Annotated in this window: 26 protein-coding genes; 15 read left to right on the forward strand and 11 right to left on the reverse strand. The window is 36.0% G+C overall.

The window, feature by feature from the left end; all coding sequences use genetic code 11:
* Window positions 1–81: 81 nt before the first annotated feature.
* Together C1631_RS15105 and C1631_RS15110 are read right to left on the reverse strand one after the other, a co-directional pair.
* Window positions 82–651 carry a hypothetical protein gene (locus C1631_RS15105; protein ID WP_109713121.1) on the reverse strand — a complete coding sequence of 190 codons (570 nt, stop codon included), beginning with the start codon at window positions 649–651 and terminating at the stop codon, window positions 82–84.
* An 8-nt stretch (window positions 652–659) separates the two neighbouring features.
* Complete coding sequence (locus tag C1631_RS15110) at window positions 660–1,454, reverse strand: alpha/beta hydrolase (RefSeq protein WP_109713123.1); 795 nt, start codon at window positions 1,452–1,454, stop codon at window positions 660–662.
* Between the two features lie 410 nt (window positions 1,455–1,864).
* On the opposite strand from C1631_RS15110, the gene C1631_RS15115 reads away from it, so the two are divergent.
* Complete coding sequence (locus tag C1631_RS15115; protein WP_109713125.1) at window positions 1,865–2,365, forward strand: hypothetical protein; 501 nt, start codon at window positions 1,865–1,867, stop codon at window positions 2,363–2,365.
* A gap of 315 nt (window positions 2,366–2,680) precedes the next feature.
* Here the strand turns inward: C1631_RS15115 and C1631_RS24110 are convergent, their stop codons facing one another.
* Window positions 2,681–2,821: a nuclear transport factor 2-like protein gene (locus tag C1631_RS24110; RefSeq protein ID WP_165828309.1), complete on the reverse strand. Its 141-nt coding sequence runs from the start codon at window positions 2,819–2,821 to the stop codon at window positions 2,681–2,683.
* A gap of 324 nt (window positions 2,822–3,145) precedes the next feature.
* On the opposite strand from C1631_RS24110, the gene C1631_RS15120 reads away from it, so the two are divergent.
* From C1631_RS15120 to C1631_RS15130, 3 genes are all read left to right on the forward strand, one after another.
* Window positions 3,146–5,332 (forward strand): TonB-dependent siderophore receptor, encoded by a 2,187-nt coding sequence (locus C1631_RS15120; RefSeq protein WP_109713127.1) that lies wholly within the window; start codon window positions 3,146–3,148, stop codon window positions 5,330–5,332.
* 182 nt (window positions 5,333–5,514) lie between these two features.
* Window positions 5,515–6,789 carry a PepSY-associated TM helix domain-containing protein gene (locus C1631_RS15125; RefSeq protein WP_109713129.1) on the forward strand — a complete coding sequence of 425 codons (1,275 nt, stop codon included), beginning with the start codon at window positions 5,515–5,517 and terminating at the stop codon, window positions 6,787–6,789.
* Complete coding sequence (locus C1631_RS15130; RefSeq protein WP_109713131.1) at window positions 6,773–7,828, forward strand: alpha/beta hydrolase; 1,056 nt, start codon at window positions 6,773–6,775, stop codon at window positions 7,826–7,828. The genes C1631_RS15125 and C1631_RS15130 overlap by 17 nt, the downstream gene beginning before the upstream one ends.
* A 242-nt stretch (window positions 7,829–8,070) precedes the next feature.
* On the opposite strand, the gene C1631_RS15135 is transcribed toward C1631_RS15130, so the two are convergent.
* A complete protein-coding gene (locus C1631_RS15135; protein ID WP_109713133.1) occupies window positions 8,071–9,093 on the reverse strand; it encodes a hypothetical protein in 1,023 nt (340 codons plus the stop codon).
* A gap of 14 nt (window positions 9,094–9,107) precedes the next feature.
* Window positions 9,108–9,962: a hypothetical protein gene (locus C1631_RS15140; RefSeq protein WP_109713135.1), complete on the reverse strand. Its 855-nt coding sequence runs from the start codon at window positions 9,960–9,962 to the stop codon at window positions 9,108–9,110.
* A 69-nt stretch (window positions 9,963–10,031) separates the two neighbouring features.
* Between C1631_RS15140 and C1631_RS15145 the strand changes: the two genes are divergently transcribed.
* From C1631_RS15145 to C1631_RS15180, 8 genes are all read left to right on the forward strand, one after another.
* Entirely contained in the window at window positions 10,032–10,550 is a 519-nt protein-coding gene (locus tag C1631_RS15145) for a Crp/Fnr family transcriptional regulator (protein WP_103248344.1), read from the forward strand.
* A gap of 53 nt (window positions 10,551–10,603) precedes the next feature.
* Window positions 10,604–11,152, forward strand: a complete 549-nt coding sequence (locus tag C1631_RS15150; protein WP_103248343.1) for a DinB family protein — start codon at window positions 10,604–10,606, stop codon at window positions 11,150–11,152.
* Window positions 11,153–11,193: 41 nt separating this feature from the next.
* Window positions 11,194–11,706 (forward strand): methylated-DNA--[protein]-cysteine S-methyltransferase, encoded by a 513-nt coding sequence (locus C1631_RS15155; protein WP_109713137.1) that lies wholly within the window; start codon window positions 11,194–11,196, stop codon window positions 11,704–11,706.
* 145 nt (window positions 11,707–11,851) lie between these two features.
* The gene (locus tag C1631_RS15160; protein ID WP_109713139.1) at window positions 11,852–12,616 is read left to right on the forward strand and encodes an isocitrate lyase/PEP mutase family protein; all 765 of its coding nucleotides are present in this window, start codon (window positions 11,852–11,854) and stop codon (window positions 12,614–12,616) included.
* A gap of 2 nt (window positions 12,617–12,618) precedes the next feature.
* Complete coding sequence (locus C1631_RS24535) at window positions 12,619–13,662, forward strand: bifunctional transcriptional activator/DNA repair enzyme AdaA (RefSeq protein WP_109713141.1); 1,044 nt, start codon at window positions 12,619–12,621, stop codon at window positions 13,660–13,662.
* A 175-nt stretch (window positions 13,663–13,837) separates the two neighbouring features.
* The gene (locus C1631_RS15170) at window positions 13,838–14,440 is read left to right on the forward strand and encodes a DUF2911 domain-containing protein (protein WP_109713143.1); all 603 of its coding nucleotides are present in this window, start codon (window positions 13,838–13,840) and stop codon (window positions 14,438–14,440) included.
* Between the two features lie 3 nt (window positions 14,441–14,443).
* A complete protein-coding gene (locus C1631_RS15175; protein ID WP_103249649.1) occupies window positions 14,444–14,971 on the forward strand; it encodes a GNAT family N-acetyltransferase in 528 nt (175 codons plus the stop codon).
* Window positions 14,968–15,327 carry a cupin domain-containing protein gene (locus C1631_RS15180; RefSeq protein ID WP_103249648.1) on the forward strand — a complete coding sequence of 120 codons (360 nt, stop codon included), beginning with the start codon at window positions 14,968–14,970 and terminating at the stop codon, window positions 15,325–15,327. Before C1631_RS15175 ends, C1631_RS15180 begins: the two co-directional genes overlap by 4 nt.
* A 38-nt stretch (window positions 15,328–15,365) precedes the next feature.
* Here C1631_RS15180 and C1631_RS15185 read toward each other — a convergent pair whose 3' ends face one another.
* From C1631_RS15185 to C1631_RS15200, 4 genes are all read right to left on the reverse strand, one after another.
* Window positions 15,366–16,706: an alpha-L-fucosidase gene (locus C1631_RS15185; RefSeq protein WP_103249647.1), complete on the reverse strand. Its 1,341-nt coding sequence runs from the start codon at window positions 16,704–16,706 to the stop codon at window positions 15,366–15,368.
* Window positions 16,707–16,839: 133 nt separating this feature from the next.
* Window positions 16,840–17,583 carry a dienelactone hydrolase family protein gene (locus C1631_RS15190; protein ID WP_109713145.1) on the reverse strand — a complete coding sequence of 248 codons (744 nt, stop codon included), beginning with the start codon at window positions 17,581–17,583 and terminating at the stop codon, window positions 16,840–16,842.
* Between the two features lie 160 nt (window positions 17,584–17,743).
* Window positions 17,744–18,355 (reverse strand): HAD family hydrolase, encoded by a 612-nt coding sequence (locus C1631_RS15195; protein WP_109713147.1) that lies wholly within the window; start codon window positions 18,353–18,355, stop codon window positions 17,744–17,746.
* Between the two features lie 35 nt (window positions 18,356–18,390).
* A complete protein-coding gene (locus C1631_RS15200) occupies window positions 18,391–18,822 on the reverse strand; it encodes a type I restriction enzyme HsdR N-terminal domain-containing protein (protein WP_109713149.1) in 432 nt (143 codons plus the stop codon).
* Between the two features lie 7 nt (window positions 18,823–18,829).
* Here C1631_RS15200 and holA point away from each other — a divergent pair, with 7 nt between their 5' ends.
* From holA to C1631_RS15215, 3 genes are all read left to right on the forward strand, one after another.
* Window positions 18,830–19,867 (forward strand): DNA polymerase III subunit delta, encoded by a 1,038-nt coding sequence (holA, locus tag C1631_RS15205; protein WP_109713151.1) that lies wholly within the window; start codon window positions 18,830–18,832, stop codon window positions 19,865–19,867.
* Window positions 19,868–20,129: 262 nt separating this feature from the next.
* Window positions 20,130–21,071 (forward strand): thioredoxin-disulfide reductase, encoded by a 942-nt coding sequence (gene trxB / locus C1631_RS15210; protein WP_103249759.1) that lies wholly within the window; start codon window positions 20,130–20,132, stop codon window positions 21,069–21,071.
* A gap of 177 nt (window positions 21,072–21,248) precedes the next feature.
* A complete protein-coding gene (locus C1631_RS15215) occupies window positions 21,249–21,626 on the forward strand; it encodes a VOC family protein (RefSeq protein ID WP_109713153.1) in 378 nt (125 codons plus the stop codon).
* Between the two features lie 70 nt (window positions 21,627–21,696).
* Here the strand turns inward: C1631_RS15215 and C1631_RS15220 are convergent, their stop codons facing one another.
* Complete coding sequence (locus tag C1631_RS15220; protein WP_165828310.1) at window positions 21,697–22,551, reverse strand: aspartyl protease family protein; 855 nt, start codon at window positions 22,549–22,551, stop codon at window positions 21,697–21,699.
* 149 nt (window positions 22,552–22,700) lie between these two features.
* The gene (locus C1631_RS15225) at window positions 22,701–23,075 is read right to left on the reverse strand and encodes a helix-turn-helix transcriptional regulator (RefSeq protein ID WP_306461416.1); all 375 of its coding nucleotides are present in this window, start codon (window positions 23,073–23,075) and stop codon (window positions 22,701–22,703) included.
* Between the last annotated feature and the right edge of the window lie 226 nt (window positions 23,076–23,301).

The following is a 23,301-nucleotide window of genomic DNA, read 5'->3' on the forward strand; positions in this document are numbered from 1 at the left end:
GCAAATAAAAGGCTGTAATGATCTTTTTTTGATAAACGATTAATTGGATTTTCTCTCCGGGGATTGTCATTGATCTGTTCTTTATCGGTATAATTTAATGCCTATCCCCATTTCAAGATACACCAAGTTTGATAAAGTTCCCTGAGGGTAATATCGGATTGGGCTCAATGGACAATAAAGTCTTGTATCGAATGTATATCTTTTTTTTCCCATTGAAAACTCATACATCAGGCCATAATCTGCTATAGTACTGTGGGTACTCACTATTATTTTATCCAGATCAGGATTTTCCATCGTTTCTTTAAAGGCAATATGTCTGATACCTCCCAGAGCAAGTAAAGTATGTCTTGTTTTCCCTTTTTTTCCATAGAGAGAATACCCTATACCTAATTTTTGTGATAATGAGTAATTATAATTGGTTTTAATATAGTCTGGAGTATTTTTGAATAACAAAAAACTAAGCATGGAGTGTGACGCAATTGAAAATCTATGATCAAGCGAATGGAGAATCATTATCGATACGGTAGATTTTAACGGGGTACCCGTTGCCCCGATGGCAGGTTTTATTTCAAGAAGTGCTTTTGGTTTGATAGAATCCTGTGCCTGCGCATAGGAGATAATGCTCAAAAAAAGAATAAATGGCAAACGCATAAAAAGTATTAAAGTTGTTGAAAATAAAAAGAGATAGCCTTTTTGATATTAGGTTTTTTAGAACCCAGATGATCCAATCCCTTAGCCCTATTATATTCCTGGGCAAAGCCTTTATAATACTGGCCAAGGATTTGTCGGAGTGCTTCTATGGGAGGTTGCATTCCGCTTTCTTCAAGTTCACCTGCCGCTAAAAAGAATCTACCATTTCTGGTTTGGTTCGCAATTCTGTTTTTTTTTTCATTAGCGAGAACAATCTGATCTCCTATCCAAAGTGACGGGCTTAAGCAAAGATAGTTACCAAAAATATCAGGGTAATTGGTAAAACAATATACACCGAACAATCCTCCTGCAGAATGTCCCAGAATTACGCGGTCTTCTCTTGAATCAGCCGCATGAAATTCTTTTTCTAGTTTTGGGATCAATTCATCATTAATAACCTTTACGAATTCATTTGCACGACCGTTTCCACTTTTAAAGGGAACAGGAAGGTAATCATCCAAACGGTCATTTCCCCATCCGACTCCTACAACCAGAATATCATCATGGTGAAAATTCTGTGATTGCTTTTGTACTTCACTTGCCACAAGATCAAAATCCCATTTTGAATCCAAAACATAAATGGTTTTATATTCTGTAGCAGAAGGATAGTTTTTGGGTAATGCAACTTTTATATGATAATTACTTCCGTTAATCGCTGAGCTGAGCGTAAATTCTCTGACAAGTGCCTTATCAAATTCGTCTTCCCGACAAGCCGTTAATAAAAATAATAACAGACTGAAATAAACAATATAATATCTGTTCATGTGTTTTAGTTTTCAATTGTTTTGATGTGTTAATTCTTCAAGATTAATGAGACAAAAATACAGGGGATATTTGACCTTGTCGCTCCATCTTATAAGGTGGTCTCTATTTTAAATTATTGTAAATCAGATAGATGTGATTTTTGTTACTGAATTGGCTTATAGAAATGTCTGAACAACAATCTTTTCTTTTTTCTTCATTGAAATTTTGATAAAAGAGAATCAGAAAATGAACCGGGAGTCATCAGAAGTTTTCTGAATCTTATTGTATTTCTTTAAAACATGCGCGAAAAAACGGGTTTTAAATTTAGATTCCTTTTTTGCCAATTTATTTATAAATTAGAGCGTTAAAATTCAAGCTGTTAATGCGATTTAAAAACTAATAAAATTTCCACCAAACATACAATAAAACCATGGCAGAATATTTTGCAAAATCAAACAGTTCTTTATCTTTTGAAATCATAAAAGACAATCAATTGACAGGAAAACTCACTTACAAAAGTTGGTTTACATTTAATGCTGAAATTGAAACTGCAGATCATCAACACTACCAGATTGAGCCAAAAGGTTTTTGGGGAACTACAATTGAATTGAAAGACAATGAAAAAGTACTCTTAAAATTCAGGATGAACTGGAACGGAGAAATTGTGGTGCAGACCTATTTTAACGGAGTAAAACAAGGGTATCTTTTCAAACATCGGGGAATTTTTAAAGATTCATTTGTGCTTACCGATCAGGCAGGAATTGAATTGATGGTCATCAAGCCCCATCTCAAATGGAACCTGATGAATTATGAATATCATTTCACTACATCGGATGCCTTTGAAACTTTTCCGGATAAAGAAATTGTCTTAATTAACGCCTTGCATTGTGCCAACTATTATATGTCGATGATGGCATCTACAGGAATATAAAAAGCGAAAGAAAAATTTTTCGCTTTTACATTTTAATAGTACAAATAGCTTGAATTACCTGGATAAAGATCTTGAAACAGCCCAGCTATCTTCCAACAGTCTGTAACGTATAATTTTATGGTTATGGATACCCATCTGTATACAAAACAAAGATTCTACGATATTACCGGTTTCAAGCATCTTTGTCACAAATTCTCCTGTAATAACTGCGTTCTGTTCGTCAGTGAAAATGTTATCAATTTTTGCTGAAACTGGTTCTGTATTTTTCCATAATAATTCAAAAAATTCAGATACTTCCTGTTTGTTGTTTCTTACTCATAGCCATGGTGCTTTTTGCTCATCTCCGGGTATGTACCAATCTACGTTTTCAGAAAACAGATGGATTAATTCTGTCAGATTTCTTTCCGAAAGAGACTGAAGAAATTGTTGAATGATCACTTGAATGTTGTTATTCATGTTCTGTTATATTTTCTATACAATTTTACTGTGTTTAAACCATGTATAAGCTTTCTCATACCAGTCTGTTTTAAAAAGACTCATGTTCTCCGATAGTACTTAGAATCTATTATCAAACATACATAATACCCAAGATACATGAAAAAAATTAAATCTCTGATGATCTGAAGTGTTATTTATAATTAAGAAGGGCATCATTTTTTTGATTCTGATAAACCCTTTATTAATGGGGTTTGCAATGGGATTAATTTATGATTTGCATCATGTTTTTATTTAGAATTAATAAAAATAAGTACTTTTGTGCTACTAAGCTTAATTATAAAAATGAAAAAAACTATTATTTCTGCATCTTTATTAGCAGTTACCATGCTATGTGCACAGGAAAGTGACACTCTTAAAGTTTCTGAAATCCAGTCAGTATCCCTACAGGGAACGCACAACTACCGAACTAAAAAATCCGAATCAGTAGCCAGACTACCCTTAGAAAACCTTGAGAATCCCACCGTTTATAACCTTGTCCCAAAAGAAATCATCAGCGAAATGGGAGCAATAGATTTTAATACGGCGATGGCCTCTGCTCCGGGTGTTGTAGTAAACAATAGTGTGAATGATAGTGGAAATGATATTTTTTTGAGAGGTTTCAGCTCCAATGCAAGTTTTAGAAACGGCTTAACACAAAATCCAAGAGTACAATCAGAAATCGCCAATATTGAAAGGGTAGAAGTAATTAAAGGACCTTCCGGAACCTTATTTGGAGGAACTCTGGCAAATTACGGAGGCGTAGTGAATGTAATTACTAAAAAGCCGCAGGAAAACTTTGGTGGAATTATCAACTACACCACAGGAAGCTGGGGAATGAACAGAATTACAGCTGATGTGAATACTCCTCTGAACAAGGAAAAAACAGCACTTGCCAGATTTAATGTAGCTGCTTATTCCCAGGATTCTTTTCAGGATGCAGGATACAATAAAGGAGTCTTTTTCTCAGGAAGCATTTTATATAAAGTAAGTGATAAAACGACAGTAACGTTAGACACTGAATTTCATGCTCCGGAAAAGACACTGAATGCTTATGTAAGGCAATCTGAAAAATTAACCCTTCACTCAATGAAAGATCTTGCCGGAGCTCACGACAGGTCTTTTACCAGCAATGACATAGGGTCAAAAAGGACCAATTTTGTAACCATGGCTGAACTAACTCATAAATTCAATGATCAATGGACATCCAGAACTTCTTATCAAAGAGGGGAAGCAAATGAAAATGAATCTATCTTTTTAGTTTTGAACTATTTGAATAATAATTCTGTGAGCAGGAGCATCCGCCCTTTTGATAGTTATAAAATAACCACTGATAATATTCAACAGAACTTTATCGGAGATTTTAAAATTGGGAAACTGAGAAACCGTTTGGTTGTAGGAATAGATTATTTCCAGCAGACCAGTAAAAATCAGTATCCCATGTTTAAGGTGGGAAGCAATTCATCAGTTTTTGCCCCATATCCGTTAAACGGTGTATTTACCGACGACTATGGGACACCTAAAGGCAATGACATCGTTATGTTGGATGAAAGCGCTCCATGGAGTTCCATCTCAAGAGATGTTGTGAAAAGACTTCCAAGAAGCGGAACAATGTATGATATCAATAAAGTAACCACATTCAGTGTATATGCATCTGATGTCCTTAATATTACTGATAATCTATTGGTGATGGCAAGTTTGAGAATGGATAACTATAAAAATGATAATATTATTTCAAACGGGGTAGAAGGAAAGGGAAAGTATACACAGACTCAATTTGCCCCTAAGTTTGGATTAGTATATGAGATCATTAAAAACGAGATTTCATTCTTTGCCAATTATGTCAATGGATTTAAAAATGTGGCTCCAACAGTAGATCCAAGAGACACCAGTAGAAATACTTATATTGAATATAAACCGGAGCAGGGAAATCAGTTTGAAGCAGGTTTTAAATTAGACTTATTAGGTAAGAAGTTACTGACCACCATAAGTTATTACAATATGAAGATTAAAAATCGACTGATGGCGGATCCTTCAGGAATCACGGGGCTTTATATTCAGGATGGAAATATTAAAAACCAGGGATTTGAGGTAGACCTTGTCGCCAATCCGGTTAAAGGTTGGAATATCGTTGCCGGATACGGTTTCAATGATAATAAATTTGATGACAGAAGTAAAGATGCGGGAAAAAGAAGTGCGTGGTCTCCCAAACATGTTGCTAATTTCTGGACCAGTTATAAAATCATGGATGGAGCCTATGAAGGGTTAGGATTTGGAGCAGGATTTAATTTTGTTGACAAAACATATATTAATATCACTAATCATTTTCTTGCCCCTTCTTACACAACAGTAGGAGCTACTGTTTTCTATGATAAAAAGAAGTACAGAATTGGTCTGAAAATGAATAATGCTTTGAATCAGATGTACTGGAACTTCTATGGCCAGCCACAGAAACCAAGAGAGATCCTTGCCAATTTTGCCTTTAAATTTTAATTGAAAAACAAATGAGATTATAGCCCGTTGGAAGACTGCAAAGACGCTCTTTTTAAGACTGTGATAGAAGAACTTGATATGTTCTTGCTGAAAATATTTGATTTTCTCACACCTTAAAAACAAATATGCTGGAAAAACCTTTGCGTCTTTGTGTTTTCCAACCATTATAATATACTTGAGATATGGAGAACAAAAAAACTAACCCAAAGAAAAAACAAGGAAAGTCCCTGACCAAGAGGATTACAGGATGGCTGCATCTCTGGCTCGGGCTTGTTTCCGGAATTATTGTACTGACTGTTACCCTATCAGGAACAGTCTTTGTCTTTTGTGACGAAATTATAGATTGGTGTGGCGGAAGTGCCAAATACGTTCAGGCTCCCGTCAACACAAAGAAAATGAGTCCTGAAGAATTATTGATTCAGTTCCAGAAGCAGGTTCCGGATAGAAGAGCGTTTTATTTTGATACTTATAAAGAAGCTGACAGAAGTTTTAGGATCGCTTCTGCTACCAAACCTCCAAAAGATAAAAATAAAGAAAAAGAGGCTAAGCCAAAAGGGAAGGGGCGTGGTCCCAGAGGAACATTTGCCTATCATTACCTTGATCCTTATACAGGAAAAGTGATAGGTTCTACAAAAAGCTACGAATTTTTCTATGTAATAGCTCATATTCACGCTCAGCTCCTAGCCGGAAAATTTGGAAAAACTGTGGTAGGAGTAGCATCTATCATCTTTTTTATACAATTAATCGGGGGACTTATTCTGTGGTGGCCCAAAAAATGGAACAAAACAACGAGAACGACTGCCTTTAAAATAAAATCAGGTACAAAATGGAGGAGAAAGAACTATGATTTTCATAATGTTTTTGGATTTTATTCATTGTTGCCGGCAGTATTCATTACCATTACCGGATTGATTATGGCCTATAAGGTTTTAACCGATCTTACCCAACAGGCTTTTGGAGGAGTTGCTGATGCCCATACAATTGCTGAAAAATACGAACCTGAATTTGATCCTGATAAAAAAGCCTTGTCATTTACTGAGTTTATAGACAGAAATTTCAAAGAAATCCCCGACGCAAAACAGATTAGAATGAGTATTCCGAGAAATGATTCATCTACAGTTTATAATGTTGTTGCTGCTAAGTTTATCGGATTGAAAAGCATTACAAAAGGAAAAAGCAGGGAAGTAAATAAATATACCGGAGATGAAATCAAATACCCGAAAGAAGTCCTGATGCACGAAGTGATAGAACACATGAATTTTGACTTGCATGTAGGGTATTGGGGTGGAATGTTCGGAAAAATCTTCACCTTCGTCATTGGAGTTATCTGTACCAGTCTTCCGGTTACCGGTTTCCTGATCTGGTGGGGAAGAAGAAATAAATCACCCAAAAAGACAAAAGAAATTAAGAATATTCATCAACATAGAAAAGATACGCAACATGAACAAATGGCTTAAGTTTTTATATCTGCCTGTATTTCTGGTTTTTACATTGGGTAAAGCCCAGGAAAAGCTGACAATAGGAGAAAAGCAGAACCTATTCTCTAAAGTTTTAAATGAAAACAGAGAAGTCTGGGTTCATCTTCCGAAAACGTATCATGACGCCACCATTAATCCAGCAAATTATCCTGTTATCTATCTGCTTGACGGAGAAATCAATTTTGAATATTATACAGGACTGACTGATTTTATTGCCAGAACTCCCTATGCAGATATTCCTGAATGTATTGTTGTAGGCATAAAAAATACTGAGAGAACAAGAGATCTCACTCCTACAAAATCTCAAAAGAAAAGTCCCGTAAACCCTGCGGTTACTCTTTTTGCTGATAGTGGAGAAAGCGAAAACTTTGTGAAATTTCTTCAGGATGAATTGAAACCGTTTATCCGGAAAAATTACAGAACTCAGGAATATTCTGTTTTGGTAGGACATTCTTTTGGAGGCCTGTTTGCCGTAAATACCCTCCTTACACATCCCGATTATTTTAATGCTTATGTAGCCAATGACCCAAGTTTGTGGTGGGATCATAAAATCATGATTACTAAAACGAAAGATTATCTTGAAAAGAATAAAAAATTTCCTGCAGGGAAATCTCTTTACGTTTCTCAGGCAGATAATGAAGAACAGCAAAAAAACTGGAATTCCGATATGACACAGGCAATCGAAGAATTTAAAGAAATTGTTGAGAAAAATGGTTCATTAAACTATAAACACGGCTTTTTTAAAGGAGAAACTCACGGAACAGTTTCATATCCCGGAAATTATGAGGCGTTAAAGTTTATATTTAATGGCTTCAGAACCAATATTAAACAGTTTGCCAAAAATCCGGAATTGCTCGAAGAGGATTATAAAAGACTTTCAGAAAAAACAGGAGCAGAATTTACCCCTTCAGAAGCCTATCTGAATACCATCATTAAGTTTATGAAAAGTAATGATTTTAAAGAATCTGAAACCTATTTTATCAATCTTAAAAATAAATTATATCCTACAATGAAATAGATCAGACAACGTCAGAGTTTAAATGTAAATAATTAGATTTTAATCAAAACCATGAGCTATATACAGTTTGTGGTTTTGTTTTTTTGGAGATGCTTAGCAATAAGTTTTGGCTAAAGCCAGCAGATGATTGATAAAATAAAGAACGGGATTTAGCCCGTTCCAATTGATGTTATTGTATGACGAATATAGCTGGTCTATTTGCAAGACTTTTCCGCCATCTCATTCCTATTTACTTTTTTACACTAATGTCTGTTATCGCAATTAATGATGAAATCCTTCTCAGTCTTATCTATAAAACTAATAGAAGGACAACCGGCGTAGGGAGCAATAAACCCAAAAAACACAGGTGGTTTTCCTTTGAAAAGATAACCCGTCCATTGAATCGTATTGGCTGCATCAGTATCTATTCCGTTAAGCGGAGCCAATTCAGCATCCATACCCGCATTGCTAATTGTTTTTTCAAATATCTTTTCATTTTTTTCATTGATGACAACCAGTTTTCGCTCTGTTACAGCTTCATTCTCCACATAATCCTGCAGATAATAATTGAGATTTTCATATTGAGCCTGGAATGTATTCCCCGGTTTCAGTTTTGAATGAGTAAAGTATTTTTTTGAAATATCAGCACCTGTTTTTTTCCATTCAATAGCTTGCATTTTGCCTTCCACAAAAGGGTTTTTATTTCCAAAATAAGCGACAGCATTCTCATATTGGCTATTAATACCCTGAGGCTGATGAGCTTTAACCTGGAACCCTACCATGTATGAGCCAGGATCCGCTTCCTCGCTTTCCATAGAATAGAAGTCTAAATAAGCGACTGCTTTTAGTTTATTTAGCGGGATCTTCTGAAGTTTGTTAAATTGATAGTTGTAAACATACAGTGAATCACTCTCCGTGAGGTGGAGACCGTCCAGCATTTTTCTTCTGTGCTTGGAATCAAGTTCAATATACCGTACTTCATCAGGAGAAACATTTTTCTGGTTTTTAAAGACCTCTTCTTGTATAGGCATCGGATCCTTGTAGATATCTGAGACAGAAATAAAGACATCTGAAAAGATATCTTTCTGTCCTGAGGAAATTACAGTGACATTATAGATCGTAAAATCTTTATAATCTATTTTTTCTTCCGCTGCTTTTATTGTTTTTACAGAATCATTAGGAGTATTAATAACTGTTTCAATGGGCTTTTTTTCTTCTTTTTTACAGCTGATCACTGCCAGTTGGAAAAATATAAGGGATAAAGCGATTGTAATTTTCTTCTTCATAAATAATATCCTTTTTAATTGATTTTGTAATAAGGTTCTGAAAAATATTTGCTGGGCTTAATATAAGCGGTTTTTCTGTCTGCATCAAAGATCCAGACGAATCTTCGCAGCATATCAGTACCAAAATAACTTACATTTTGTGTCTTAAGTTCTCCGGAGAAGAATCCTACAGGTACATTTTTAAATACAAAACTTTCAAGTTTAAAAAACGGAAGGATACCTTGCTTGGTAACCAGGCTTTTTCCTGCAGAATTTTTTAATGTTTTTTCTCCGGTAATTTTGAGTTTTTTGTCCAGCTCTTTTTCTTCTGAAAAATCATTGCTGTACAATATCCCTCCCGAATATCCTGATTGTAATACAAAATAAGCTTCCTGTTGTTTTTTGCCGTCAATCACATTATCGGCTGCAATATAAAAAGCATCCTGATCATATAAAACAGTAACCGGTTGATATCCTTTTAAATCCGGTAGTTGATCATAAATCACAAATTGATTGTTGTCATAATCAATTTTAAAAGCTTTTTTTTCGAAAAGTACCGTTCCAATCTTTCCATCTGCTTCTCTTCCCGCCAACTGATTGTCTGTAAAGCGGATGTTTTGCAGAGATAAAGCTCCGGTTTCAACCGTATTGTCATCACTGGTTTCATCTTTATTGAAAACAATATGATCAGCTTTCCGCTTGCGTTCAGGAGAAATAGCAGCATCTTTCATGGCAATCTGAAACATCAGATCTAATGAATCTTTTTTGTTGACCCGTGTTTTCAGAATGATTGTATTGTCCTTTGTGATCCGGAAAGGGATCGTTTGCTGAGCTCTTACTGTAAGAAAGCCGAGAGAAAGCAAGAGTAAAAAACTTGTTTTTTTGAGCATTATGGGTGATTAGTGTTTTAAAACCTTAAAATTACCCATTATCTTTGAAACTCCAAATAATAAGGCAAAATGGTTGAAAAAATACTTCAAGGTGGAATTCACTGGGAAAAAAGAGAATTCAAAAGAAATGAATTTCTGAAAATTTCAGGAAGCACAGACCATCAGATTTATTATATCGAGAAGGGAAGTGTCATCATTTTTATGAACGATGAAAAGGAAGAGAGAATTATCCGTTTCGGATATAAGGGGAATATTGTTGTTTCACTGGATTCTTTCCTATCGGGAAAGCCTTCTGACCTTTTCATTCAGGCGATAAAAAAAACAACGGTGCAGATTGCTTCGAAAAACGATTTTTATGAATTTATCAGATCGGATCAGGAAAATATGAATTTTTGGATTAAAGTTCTTGAAGATCTGGTTTTACAGCAATTGGAAAGAGAGAAAGATTTACTGATCAATTCACCCCGGGAACGTTTCCAAAGGGTGTTGAAAAGGAGTCCGCAGCTGTTCCAGGAAATTCCGAATAAGTATATTGCCAATTATCTCAGGATGTCAGCCGAGACTTTATCCAGACTTAAAAAATCTTGAGCTCAATCAAGATTTAACAAGAAAGGGATATAGATATTTGCATAAAAAAGATAATGACAATTTCAACTTCACAATTATTAGATGAGCTCATCGAGATGACCCAACAGCACTTGCATTTTGCTGAAACATTATTGATAAGACCGGAGAAAGAATTAAACAATAGAATGTCTGCTGACAGCTGGAGTACTCTGGAATGCCTGGAGCACCTTAATCGATATGGTGATTTTTATATTCCAGAAATCAACCGCCATATCTCTGCAACTGGAAAAGATCCTCAACTTACTTTTAGACCCGGATTTCTTGGTAACTATTTTGTTAAGATGATACAGCCAAAAGAAAAGCTGAATAGCATGAAAACCATTAAAGAAATGAATCCTGTTCACACCCAATTGGATAAAAAGGTTATTGAGAAATTCGTGAAACAACAAGAAGAATTGCTTGAATTGTTATGGACAGCAAGGAATGTTGATCTCGAAAAGGTAAAAACAGGGGTAAGTATTTCCAGATGGATCAAACTGAAGTTAGGAGATACTTTCCGTTTTGTGATCTTTCATAATGCAAGACATATTGCACAAGCCAAAAGAGTTTTAAAAACAACTTAAAAATTAAGAATGATTTTCAGAAAATTATTACTTTTAAATGAATGGAAATCATACATCAAAAAATCATAAAAACTCCATTGGGAGATATGGTGGCGTGTGCTGTAGAACAGGGCATTTGTCTGCTTGAATTTACGGACAGAAAAAATATTGATAAGCAGTTTAAATCCTTGTCAAAATCCTTGAATGCTGAAATTGTAGAAAAAGATCATCCTCATTTTAAACTATTAGAACATGAACTGAGCGAGTATTTCGAGGGAAAGCGAACCCGCTTTGAGGTTCCCTTATATACTACCGGAACCGAATTTCAGGAAAAAGTATGGCAACTCCTCCGGGAGATTCCTATGGGAGAAATAAGAACCTATAAACAACAATCTGAGTTTTTAGGAAACCCCAAAGCAATCCGGGCTGTGGGAACAGCCAATGGTATTAATAAAATTGCTATTTTGATCCCATGTCATCGCGTGATAGGCTCCAATGGCGAATTGATCGGGTACGCCGGAGGGATATGGAGAAAACAAAAGCTACTGGAACTGGAAAAAGCAATTCTGTTTTAATATACAGATTCTGATAGTTTTCAAGATCAGCACAAGAATTCTGTTCATTTTCTATTTTTCATGGTTGACTTTCAATTAAAAAATGGTTGTTTATTTTTCGGTTGTATGTGACTTTGCAGTATCCCTACATTTGAATAAAAAAATAATGATCCCTTTTAAAAATTTACATCATAGTGAAGATCCCTTATTGTTAGGTAATGTATGGAATGTTCAAAGTGCAAAAGCTTATGAAAAGCTTGGATATAAAGCATTGGCTACTTCAAGTTCAGCAGTGGCTCTGAGTTTGGGATATGACGACGGAGAACAGATGGCTTTTGAAGAATACTTTTATATCATTAAAAGAATCAAAATGTCCGTTTCCATACCTCTTTCTGTTGATCTGGAATCCGGCTATGGCGATACGAATGAGAGGATTGTATCCAATATCATAGGACTTATGGACATAGGAGTGGTGGGAGTTAATCTGGAAGATTCCTACGTGAAAGAGGGAGTAAGAATGCTCTTGGATCAAGAGATTTTCTTTGAAAGACTAAAAGATATTCTCTCAAAACTGAAAGAAAGGAGGAGCGAAATTTTTATGAATATAAGAACAGATCCTTTTTTATTGAGAATGGAAAATGCACTGGAGGAAACCTTACAAAGAATCAGATTGTTTGAAGAACTTCAGGTTGACGGTATTTTTATTCCGGGAATAACTGCTGAAGATGATATCAAAACAGCAGTGAGCGCAACATCTCTTCCTGTCAATGTAATGGGGCTTCCTGATCTTCCGGATTTTAAAACCCTTCAGCGACTAGGTGTAAAAAGAATTACTTCCGGAGGCTTTCTAAACAGACATATTTACAGAGAGCTGGAAGACACAATTAAAAATATAACAGATAATCATAGCTTTGCTGTCCTATTTACTTAGTCATGGAACTTACAGAAAAAATAATGTATGAAGCCTCTTTTAATAAAGATTCTTCATTTGAAGGGATTTTCTGGATGGGAGTAAAAACCACAGGAATATTCTGTCGGCCGACGTGCACAGCCCGTAAACCCAAATTTCAGAATGTAGAGTTTTTTTCCAATACAAAAGATGCCTTACTGAAGGGGTATCGTCCCTGTAAAGTATGCAAACCTCTGGAAAATCCTGACATTACTCCCACATATATTAATGATTTACTGCAGGAAATTTCCAGAGATCCGTCATTGAAACTTAAAGATTATGATCTGGTAAAAAGAGGACTGGAACCTGCCACTATCCGGAGATGGTTTCTGAAGCATCACGGGATTACCTTTCATGCTTTTCAGAGGATGTTTAAACTGAATACAGCATTTAAAAAATTGCAACAGGGAGAAAAGGTAACAGAGGTAGCTTTTGATTTGGGATATGAAAGTCTCAGCGGTTTCAACGAAAGTTTTAAAAACATTTTCGGGGTATCACCAAAAAATAATACGATGGAAAAAATTATCGATCTTAAAAGAATAGAGACAACGCTTGGAACCATGATTGCCTGTGCTGATGAGAATGGTATTTGTCTGCTGGAATTTTCAGACAGAAAAGCACTTCCTACAGAATTAAAAGATATTTCAAAACAGTCTAATGCCAATATCATACAAGGAGAGAATCCCCATTTTATTACGTTGGAAACACAACTTTACGAATATTTTGAAGGAAAAAGAACTCAGTTTACAGTTCCTCTTTCTCCGGTGGGAACTGCGTTTCAGAAACAGGTCTGGGATAATTTAAAGGAAATACCTTATGGTACAACAAGAAGCTATCAGGAACAGTCTGATATTCTCGGAAACCCCAAAGCAGTAAGGGCAGTGGCTAATGCTAATGGATGTAATAAAATATCTATTTTGATACCGTGTCACCGCGTTATTGGAAGTGATGGACAGTTAACTGGTTACGGAGGCGGAATCTGGAGAAAGCAAAAATTACTGGAGCTGGAAAAGGCCATCTTGTTTTAAAACCCTTTCAGCAAGATTTTATGCCTGCTTTTGTCCTTCAATAAATTTACGCTGATTGATTAATAAACAAAAACTACTGGAATCTGATATACGCTCAATCTGAAAATGAAAAATTATTGAACCGGGAGAAAGCTATTTTATTTTGATTTTTGTAATTTTAAGCAAAAATTTACACGTGAAAAATTTATTAGCAGCAATTTGCATATCAGTTTCAGCATTCAGCTTTGCACAGGACTATTCAGTACCTGCAGCAAGTCCGCGTCAGAAGGTTGAACAGCAGTTTTCTATGTCTAAAATCTCTATCGACTATGGTAGACCTGGAGTGAAAGGACGTAAGATCTTTGGTGATCTTGTTCCTTACGGACAGGTTTGGAGAGCGGGAGCCAACTCTTCTACAAAAATTACATTTGGCCAGGCCGTTAATTTTGGAGGAAAGACAGTTCAGGCAGGAACGTATGGATTATTCATTGTTCCTACAGAAAAAGAATGGAAAGTTATCTTGAATAAAGATTTCCAACAGTGGGGAGCGTATACGTATGATCCTAAACAGGATGTCGTAGATGTTACTGTACCTGTAAGCAAATTAGCTGACAAGCAGGAATGGTTTGAAATTACACTGAACCCTACAGACGAAAATTCAGGAAACTTAGTGATTAAATGGGATATGGCACAAGCAGAGGTTCCGTTAAAGCCAAATAAACTGGATACAGTAATTAAGATTTCTGATAAATTGAAAGAAATCAAGAAAATAGAATCAGACTCTACGAAAAAAAGTTAAACAATGAATTTTTCTATTCAACCTATTTTAGAGAATGATCAATTTCAATTAATCCCCTTACAGCAAGGGGATTTTGAATCTTTATATGAAGTAGCATCAGATCCGAAAGTCTGGGAGCAGCATCCCAATAAAGACCGATATAAAAGAGAAGTCTTTGAGAACTTTTTTCAAGGAGCGATGGAAAGTAAGGGAGCTTTTAAAATTATTGATAAAGCTACCGGAGATGTGCTGGGAAGCAGCCGTTACTATAATTTTGATGAAAATGACAGTCATATTTTTGTAGGGTATACTTTTTATGGTACAAAGTCCTGGGGAAAAGGGATCAATCCACAAGTCAAAAAATTGATGCTGGATTACATTTTCCAATATGTAAATAAAGTTCATTTTCATATCGGAAAAGAAAATTTCCGCTCACAAACAGCATTAGAAAGACTAGGGGGTCAGAAAATCGCTGAAGAAGAGGTGGCTTATTTTGCAGAGCCTACAAGAACGAATTTTGTCTATGAAATCCAGAAAGAAGATTGGGCATGAAAAAATATAAAATTCAGAAATCTCCATTTGTAGTTCCCACCACAGATGGAAAGCTTATTGAGGAGCATTGGGGAAACTCTACAGGAAACTCCAATGTATCTATTGCTCATATGGTGGCCCCTCCGGATTGGAGCGAGCCCCATCAGACTCCCGAATTTGATGAGTTTACGTATATTATTTCAGGGAAAAAGCAGTTTGAAATAGAAGGAGAAATTGTGATACTGGAAAAAGGACAGAGTATATTAATTGAAAAAGGGGCCAGAATCCGTTACAGTAATCCGTTTTCTGAACCTTGTGAATATCTTGCCATTTGTCTTCCTGCATTTTCCATGGAACTGGTGAATAGAGAAGAGTAGATATAAATAAAAAAGGGCAATCTGCCCTTTTTTTATCTCTAAGCAACTTCCAGGACAATAACCTGATCAGGATCTTCGGGAGTGACTGCTTGTTCAGGAATTTCTATCGTTCCATTTTTCAAAACGGCTTTTACCGAAGCGTTATTCTTTAACAAATACGCTTTTTTTACTTTTTTATATGGGGCTTTTTCAAGTCGTATGTTACCAGCATCTTTTTGCAATACATGAACATATACCTTATTTCCGGATTCGGTAAGTGCACCCCATTTCTGAGGTTTCAGATAGCCTCCTTTTGTTCCATATACACTTTCTCCATATACCTTTAACCATTTTCCGATCCAGTTGAGCTGATTGATAAATTCAGGTTGTATTTCACCATTAGGCATAGGGCCGATGTTGAGTAGCAGGTTGCCACCATTACCGGCCGAGGCTACAAGAAGTTTTACCATTTGTGCAGGTGTTTTATATGCAGAATCCGTTAAATTAAATCCCCAGCTGTTGTTAAGCGTAGCACAGGTTTCCAAAGGCAGCTCTGATATTTTCTGAAAACTCAGACCCGAGGTATTTTCACCCGGAACATCCTGCTCAAACATTTGAAAATCCTCACCAGGCAGGGGAGCCATATGGTGATTGTTTCCTACCATGCATTGGGGTTGTAATTTATGAATCAGGTCATAGAGTTCACGGGTATGCCAGTCTATCCGTACCTCATTGTCCTTTCTGTCTTTATTTTCTTCATCCATTTGATCCCAATATCCATCGAACCAGATTCCGTCAATTTTTCCGTAGTTGGTAAGAAGTTCCGTCAGTTGGTTTTTCATAAACTGGATATAATCATTCCAGTTCCCCCGTTCAGTACGGCCTGTTCCTTGCCCGGTTCTTCCTGTCCAATATGAGTAATCATTTCTTCGCCAATCGAGTAATGAATAATACAAAAACAATTGAATTCCCTGTTTGTGGCATTCATCAGCGATCATTTTGACGATGTCCTTTTTGTAAGGCGTATTCATGATGTTAAAATCGGAATATTGAGTGTCCCATAGGCTAAACCCGTCGTGATGACGCGTGATTAGAGTAATGTACTTCATTCCGGAAGCCTTGGCAAGACTTACCCAATCGTGAGCATTAAAGTCAATGGGATTGAAGAACTTTTCCAGCCTTGAATAATTATTTACCGTGATATTTCTGTTATTCATTACCCATTCGCCACTTCCGGGAATGCTGAATATTCCCCAATGAATAAACATTCCAAACTTGGCATTGGTAAACCATTCACGCGTTTGCAAGTTTTGTGGACTTGGAGTATAATTGGCGGATTGTGCAAAAATAAAAGAAGAATATGCTAAAAATAGCAGCAGAAGACATAATGATTTTTTCATATTGGTTTTTATATTACAAACGATAAATAACAGATTATTAGTGTCTTGAAATTTTACGATAGTATTAAAGAAATACAAATATCCTCTGCTTCTCTTATGCAGAAGCAGGTACAGGTAGATATCTGTTGAAAAATTATTTAAGAATTTCTTTTAAGAACAATAAAGTATGATTCCAGGCTCTTTTTGCCATTACTTCGTTATAATCCGGAGATTTTGGGTCGGTAAAAGTATGTTTTGAATGGGCATACGTTATGATTTGCCAGTCGGCATTGCCCTCATTCATTTCTTTAATCAGGTTGTCATAATCCTGCTGTGAAACACCCTTGTCATCAGCCGGATTTTCTACTAAAATCTTAGCGGTCAGCTGTTCGTTTTTTCTCATCTGATCTTTAGCCAGACTTCCGTGTATGGAAACCACTCCTGCAACCGGAAGGCCTCCTCTGGCTGATTCCAATGCTCCTGTACCTCCAAAGCAATACCCGATAACAGCTGTCTTATCAGAAATAGCTCCGTTTTTCTTTAGCTGCTCCAATGCCAGGGAGATTCTTTTCTGATATTCCTGATAATTTTGCTTGTAATACCCTGAAATTTTAGCCGCAGTATCATTATCTGCCGGGATTTTTCCATCGCCATAAATATCAGCTATAAAGGCAATATATCCCTGTTTTTCAAGCTCAATAGCTGCCGTTTTCGCTTCTTCGTCAATCCCTTTCCAGGCTGGGAGAATTAAAACCCCGGGAAGTTTTTTTCCTGCGTTGGAGGTGATCAGACCATTAAGTTTTTGTGCACCGTCCTGATAAGAAACGGGTTTAAGTTTTTGACTGAATAGAGTTCCTGAAGCCATAAGAACGGTGGTTAATAAAATGGAGCGTATCATATTTTGTTATTTTGTGGTTGCAAAAATTGGACATAGGGATTTCACCTGGAAATATGAGGTATTTTCATTGTCATATTTTCTTAATGAGAAAGAAAAATCCTCAACTAAATTAATAAAAATTAACTGAATTGAGGATTTTAATATTTTGTAAAAGAATGATTTAAATTTTTACACCAAAACTTTCCAGTTTCTGTTTCAAATCCGTATCGGGCAAAACATGGATCGTGTTAAATCCTAATGACTGAGCCATTTCTATATTCTTTTGATTGTCATCAATGAAGATAGATTCTTCAGCCCTGATGTTGTATCTCTCTAAGAGCAGATGCCAGATTTTCGGATCAGGTTTAATAAGCTTTTCAGTCCCGGAAACCACAATTTTACCATCAAAAAGCTGGAAGAAATCATAGTTTTCCAATGCATAAGGAAAGGTCTCTGCAGACCAGTTGGTTAATCCAAATAAATGATAATCTGTATTTTTAAGCTTCCTGAGGACTTCAACATTTTGAGGAATATCACTTTTTAGCATGATCGTCCAGTTATCATAAAAGGCTCTTATTTCTTTTTCCCATTCCGGAAATTTCTTTACCTGAATTTCGGTCCCTTCTGCCAAAGGACGACCCTTGTCCTGCTCAATGTTCCATTCATCCTGAGCAATGTTTTCCAGGAAATATTCCATTTTTTCATCATCATTGAAGTAATCTTTGAAAAAATATCTCGGATTCCAGTCCATGAGTACGCCTCCGAAATCGAAAATTATATTTTTTATATTCATGTTCATATTATTGTTAATTGGTGTATTTTGATTTTTTACGTAGGTTTATAGAACACATACTGCTCATTTTCATAGTAAGCATTGATATGCTGCAGACCATTAGTAAGAATAATTTCCTTAGCTCCGATAATTGAGTTGTATCTGGCCGTTTGTTCAAATGTTTTTTCCGTTAATTTGATGTGAGGCGCCTTGCATTCAATCAGGATAACCGGTTCAGTTTTTTCTGTAATCAACAGATCAATTCTCTTTGTTAATCCGTTTAAAACGATCTTTTTTTCAGTGATCAGAGCCGATGTAGAATAGGATTTTACTGTGAGATAATAATGTACCCAGTGTTGTCTGACCCATTCCTCAGGAGTGAGCAGAAGATAAGTTTTACGAACCAAATCATAAATAAAAAACTTATCTTTGTCTTTCTTGAATTTAAAATCAAAAGTTTCCTGAAAATTCAGTTTTGGAAGTTCCATTAATAAGATGAAAGAATTAGATTTAATCCTCAAAAATATTAAAAATAAAGAAGTTTTACCTATTTATTTTTTTCACGGAGAAGAACCTTACTTTATTGATCTCGCTGTAAAAGCTCTTGAACATAACTTTTTGGAAGAAGATGAAAAAGCCTTCAACCAAACAGTTACCTATGGAAAAGACACTTCATACCAGGAAGTTCTTTCTCTGGCAAGACAGTTTCCAATGATGGGTGATAAGCAGGTAATTATTGTGAAAGAGGCTCAGGATCTTAGATTTAATGAGGAAGAAAACAGAATTCTGGAATCCTATGTGGAAAATCCGGTTCCTTCCACTGTACTGGTTTTTGCCCATAAACATAAGAAACTTGATAGCAGAAAAAAAGCAACCAAATCTCTGGATAAAGCCAATGCACTATTCCTGAGTGAATCGGTAAGGGATAATAACCTTCCGAAATGGATTGCAGATGAATGTGTAAAGCTTTCTATCAAAACGGCACCCAATATTTCTCATCTTTTGGCTGAGTATCTGGGAAACGACCTTTCAAGAATTGCCAACGAACTGAATAAATTAAAAATTATCCTGAAAGAAGGAGAGCTCCTTGACGAAACCATTGTTGAAAATCACATCGGGATCAGTAAAGAATACAATGTTTTTGAACTTCAAAAGGCATTGGGAACAAAAAACGCCAATGCAGCCTTTAAAATTGCACATTTCATGGGAAAAAATCCAAAGAATAATCCTTTTGTAATGATGTTGGCGAGTCTTTATAATTACTTTTCAAATGTCATTATTTATCAGACGATGGCAGGGCAGTCTCCACAGGCTATTGCTTCACAAATGGGAGTCAATCCTTATTTTGTTAAAGATTATGCGGAGAGCGCAAGATTGTATCCTTTAAAACATGCCACGAGAGTCATTTCTATTTTAAGAGAATTTGATATGAAAGGGAAAGGGCTTGGAGCAGTTAATATGGGAGAAGCAGAACTGATTAAAGAGCTGGTGTATAAAATTATCAACGTCGATAAGATTAAGATGAAGGTGTGATGCGAGAAACGTGTTGCGAAGTCCGGGATTCAGGTTTTTGAGATAGGAGGGTTAAAGGGAAAAAGTTTTAAATCTAATCTTCTTGCCAACCTAACCCCGAATCCCGGAACCCGAACCCTGAAACTCATCCCGCAACAAATGCCATTGAAATTCGACATATCAGATATTGACAAGTATCATTAAAATAACTTTAAAAAGAAATTAAAAATTACGAAATTAGCAGTCTTAATTTAATTACATCTTTTTTCGAACAAAGTAAATTATGGAGCAAAACATTTTAGATTGTGTGATCGTTGGATCGGGGCCTTCTGGTTTCACAGCTGCTATCTACGCAGCAAGAGCAGACTTAAAACCTGAATTGTATACAGGTTTGGAGCCGGGCGGACAATTAACGACAACTACTGAAGTTGATAATTTCCCAGGGTATCCGGCAGGGATTACAGGTCCTGAAATGATGATGGATCTGCAAAAACAGGCAGAAAGATTTGAAACCAAAGTTCATTACGAAATGATCACTAAAGCCGAATTTTCCAAAGAAACAGGCGGTGTTCACAAATTATATGCAGGGAATAAAGAAATTTTAGCAAAAACGGTTATCATTTCTACAGGAGCTACTGCTAAATATCTGGGTCTTGAAGACGAAAAAAAATATGCAGGAGGAGGGGTTTCCGCTTGTGCTACATGTGACGGATTTTTCTATAGAGGAAAGGATGTTGTTGTGGTAGGAGCAGGAGATACAGCAGCTGAAGAAGCAACTTATCTTGCAAAACTATGCAGAAAAGTGACATTATTGGTAAGAAAAGACGTTTTCAGAGCTTCCAAAGCGATGGTTCACAGAGTAGAAAGTACTCCGAATATTGAAGTGAAATTCCACCATGAACTGATTGCTATTGAAGGAGAAAACAGCTTGGTAGAAAGAGCCGTGGTGATCAACAACCAGACTCAGGAAACTTCTAAGATTGATGTGGAAGGAATCTTCATTGCTATTGGCCACAAGCCTAATACGGATATCTTCGCAGGTCAGATAGACCTTGATGAAAATGGATATATCTCAACCGAAAAAGGGTCTACAAGAACCAACCTTCCGGGAGTTTTTGCAGCAGGTGATGTGCAGGATCATATCTACAGACAGGCAATTACAGCTGCGGGAAGCGGATGTATGGCTGCGATGGATGCAGAAAAATACTTAGCTGAGCTACATTAATATCAACTCGGTAATACATACAAAGCGTACCCAATAGGGTGCGCTTTTTTTATTCTACATTTGTCAAAAATCATATTATTATCAAAGGTTTAATTAAAGTAAAATATTATAATGAAAACATGATATATTTGTGAAGTTTCAAAATGATTTAATATAAAACTTAGTAAAATAACAGGTATGAAAAAAGTAACTGCTATCGGCGGAATTTTCTTTAAATGTAAAGATCCGGAACAGGTAAACGACTGGTACAAAACGCATCTTGGGGTAGAAACCAGCCCTTACGGTGCCAAATTCGATTGGAAAGATGCCGATACCGATAAAAAAGGATATACATTGTGGAGTCCGTTTAAAGATTCTACCCAATATTTTGAACCTTCCGTAAAAGATTTTATGATCAATTATCATGTGGAAAATATTGAAAATTTGGTAGAGGAGTTAAAAAAAGAAGGAGTAACCCTATTGGATGAGATCACTACTTATGAATACGGAAAGTTTGTACATATCATGGATCCCGAAGGAAACAAGATTGAATTGTTTGAACCGGCAGGAGTGTAGTAACATCTGTCTTATAGAATAAAAACGGCTTCCATTGGAAACCGTTTTTTTATTTAATGGTTTTATATAGTTAGTCTAGAATATAGATTTTCTTTTCTTTAAGATTGAACCCGAGTTTTTTGCCCAACCAGTTGATGCTTGTTTTGCCTTCATAAATAAGTCCTTCTACAAAAGATACTTTGGGCTTTTCAACGGTTGCAAAAGATGTTGAAACAGAAGGAATATTCCCTACATAGAATTTAGTAATCAGGTCAGGGTTAAATTCACTCTTTTGCTCAAGCAGCTTTAAATTTTCTTTTTTCAAACCTAATGTGCTGATAAGCCGATCACTGAACCAGAATGAATCATTACCTGATCCGGAATCCAGCAGAACATTGATTTTATAAGTATTATTCAAAAGAATGTAAGTTGAGATATCAAGAGACTGATCAGCATTGGTTGATAACTGAATATCCATGACCTTATTGCTTTTTAGCTTTTCTTTCGGAAAGATAAGTTCTTTGGTCGTGTAATCGATGATGAATTCCGTATCATAAAGCATGGACAAAGAAATAAGTCCGTCAATTCCCTTAATCTCTGTATCATAAGTTGCATACCAGGTATCTTTAAACTTTTTACCGTTAAGGGTGATCTCTTTTGATTTAAATAAAGGAACCGTTATTTTCTCACCCGTAGCACGAAAAGCAGTCAGGTAGTTATACGTTTCTTTCTGGCCCAGGTTTTTGTAAAAGTTGCCCAGCAAAAGATTGATGCCGGCTCCCGTATCAAAAATAAAATTTCCTTTCTTTCCTTCTATCTCGGCTTCCACCAGCATATGTCCTGAAGGGAGTATTTGTAAGGGCGTTTTTTGAGCAAGAGCAACTGAAGAATATAGAAATACAGATGCCGTAACAAATGACTTTTTAATAAATGATTGAGTAAACATGTAAAAATAGTTATTGTTTTTAGTGATGTTCATAACCGGATGAACTTTGCAAATATAATGTATTCTCTTGGGACGGAATTACTGAGCATATCACATTGCCTATCTTACAATAAAAAAACCTGCTTCAGGATTGAACAGGCTTGCAAAGATTATTTCTTTTTTAATTTTTCATTTTCAGCTTTCAGAAGAGTGATTTGCTCTTTCAAAAGTTTGATATATTCTTGTTGGCTTTCCAGTAAATACTCAGGAATATTACAGTATTGGTTATAATTCCCAGATTGATTACTTGTGTTAGAACTACTATCATTAAAAGTAAGGTTCTGTACCACTGTTGCAGGTCTGTCTTCTTTAATATCTTCCACGGATACATCAAGAACTTTGGCTAATTTCTCCCATTCATCATCAAATATTTTCACTTCTCCATTTTCTTTTCTGTTGTAGTTGGAGACATCGGTTGCAATAATATCAGCAATCTGCTGCTGCGTATAACCTTTCTGCTTTCTTAGAGTTCTTAGTTTTTCCATTGTCATAGGGTGGTGTGTTTTTACAAATATAGAAAAAATAGCGGTAATAGGAGAAAACTATTTCTTGAGTCTTACCGCTATTTTTTAGTTGTGAGTACCCTTCAAACTGTGATACGTCCCAACCAGCCCTTCATCTAATGAAGATTGGAATTAGTTGTGAGTACCCTTCAAATTGTGATACGTCCCAACTTCCAATTTATCAGCCGTCTGTAATGTTACGTTGTGA

The organism is Chryseobacterium phosphatilyticum, assembly GCF_002899825.2.
GTDB lineage: Bacteria > Bacteroidota > Bacteroidia > Flavobacteriales > Weeksellaceae > Chryseobacterium > Chryseobacterium phosphatilyticum.